The following is a 2,293-nucleotide window of genomic DNA, read 5'->3' as shown; positions in this document are numbered from 1 at the left end:
AGACCGCACGAATATAACGGTGGGTTACCCCCAAACGAATCGGAAAATCGATACTGGAAAAACTCTAACTCGGTGGCCAGTTTTTGTTGACCACTTCACGCCAGAGTTTTATTTGAGATCGCAAACAGGGAGGTGGCTTATTACAACATAAGGCAGGAGTTTAATTACTCAACTGAAATTACTGATTTCATGAAAGCGGTATATTTCCTGTATCTCAATCGTCACGGTTACCGTGGTTTATGTCGCTATAACAAGAGCGGGCATTTCAACATTCCCTACGGCAATTATAAAAATCCGTATTTCCCTGAAAAAGAAATTCGCGCATTTGCAGAAAAAGCCCAGCGAGCAACGTTTATCTGCGCCAGCTTTGATGAAACGCTGGCGATGTTGAAGGCGGGGGATGTGGTGTATTGCGATCCACCGTATGACGGTACGTTTTCCGGCTATCACACTGATGGTTTCACTGAAGATGACCAGTATCACCTAGCATCCGTTCTTGAACATCGGTCATCAGAAGGACATCCGGTCATTGTTTCTAACAGTGACACATCCCTGATCCGTTCGCTGTATTGCAATTTTACTCACCACTATATCAAGGTAAAACGCAGCATCGGTGTGGCAGCTGGCGAGGGTAAATCAGCAACAGAAATCATTGCTGTTTCCGGGCCGCGCTGCTGGGTGGGATTTGATTATTCGCGTGGCGTGGATAGTTCTGCCGTGTACGGAGTACGTGCATGAGCCATGCCGATATGAACAACTGCTGCGGCTTTAACGAGGCTGCCGCAGCGTTCTCATGGAACAGCCCGAAAAAGGCCATTAACCCTTATCTGGACCCGGCGGAAGTTGCGCCGCGAGGCACTGAGTGATCAGGTCTGGGAGCGTTATTTTTTTTATGAATCACGTGATCCTGTCCAGCACGAAATGGAGCAGGATAAGCTCATTAGCCGGGCAAAGCTGGCGCATGAGCAGCAGCGTTTTAATCCGGATATGGTCATTCTGGCGGACGTCAACGCCCAGCCTTCCCATATCAGCAAGCCGCTGATGCAACGTATTGAATACTTCAGCAGCCTGGGCAGGCCAAAGGCTTATTCCCGCTATTTACGTGAGACGATTAAGCCATGTCTGGAACGACTGGAGCATGTACGCGACAGCCAGCTATCTGCATCTTTTCGTTTTATGGCAAGCCATGTAGGGCTGGACGGCCTGCTGATTCTGCCTGAAATGAGTCAGGATCAGGTGAAACGCCTGTCTACCCTTGTCGCTGCGCATATGAGCATGTGCCTTGATGCAGCTTGTGGTGATTTGTATGCCACCGATGACGTTAAGCCAGAAGAAATCCGCAAGACATGGGAAAAGGTGGCAGCGGAAACCCTGCGTCTGGATGTCATCCCGCCTGCGTTTGAGCAACTCCGTCGGAAAAGAAACCGCCGTAAACCCGTGCCCTATGAACTCATTCCGGGTTCGCTGGCGCGTATGTTGTGCGCCGACTGGTGGTACCGGAAATTATGGAAAATGCGTTGCGAATGGCGGGAAGAGCAGTTGCGTGCTGTCTGCCTGGTCAGCAAAAAAGCATCTCCCTATGTCAGCTATGAAGCCGTGATGCATAAACGTGAGCAGCGCCGCAAGTCATTGGAGTTTTTCCGTTCTCATGAACTGGTGAACGAAGAGGGCGACACGCTGGATATGGAAGACGTGGTAAACGCCAGCAGCAGCAACCCGGCGCACCGCCGCAATGAGATGATGGCCTGTGTTAAAGGTCTGGAGCTTATCGCGGAAATGCGCGGTGACTGCGCCGTTTTCTACACCATTACCTGTCCGTCACGTTTCCATTCCACGCTCAATAACGGCAGACCAAACCCAACCTGGACAAATGCGACGGTAAGACAAAGCAGCGATTATCTGGTCGGCATGTTTGCTGCATTTCGTAAGGCGATGCACAAAGCCGGGTTGCGCTGGTATGGCGTGCGGGTGGCTGAGCCGCATCATGACGGTACAGTTCACTGGCACCTGTTGTGTTTTATGCGCAAAAAAGACCGCCGCGCCATTACTGCATTGTTGCGTAAGTTTGCCATCCGTGAAGACCGCGAGGAACTGGGTAATAACACTGGTCCACGCTTTAAATATGAGCTGATAAACCCGCGCAAAGGAACGCCGACAAGCTACATCGCGAAATACATCAGTAAGAACATTGACGGTAAGCGTACAGCCTGAACCGTCTGGTCAGAATCTGACGAATTAGACAAAGTGGTGTCCACCAAATAAGTAGTGGGAACCAAAGTGTCAGATATGCAGA

General features: G+C 50.5%; 2 pseudogenes. Both read left to right on the top strand.

Annotated elements, in window-relative coordinates:
* Positions 1 to 99 precede the first annotated feature (99 nt).
* Positions 100 to 738 (top strand): annotated as a pseudogene (locus tag BGK49_RS12735) (Dam family site-specific DNA-(adenine-N6)-methyltransferase); the annotation flags it as partial.
* Positions 735 to 2,208: pseudogene (locus tag BGK49_RS12730) on the top strand (replication endonuclease); the annotation flags it as partial. The pseudogenes BGK49_RS12735 and BGK49_RS12730, both read left to right, overlap by 4 nt.
* Positions 2,209 to 2,293: the final 85 nt, after the last annotated feature.

Origin of the sequence: Shigella sp. FC1544, assembly GCF_001722145.1 — a bacterium.
GTDB lineage: Bacteria > Pseudomonadota > Gammaproteobacteria > Enterobacterales > Enterobacteriaceae > Escherichia > Escherichia coli.
Note: the sequence above shows the minus strand (reverse complement) of the source record. Positions and strands in the feature narration are given on the sequence as shown.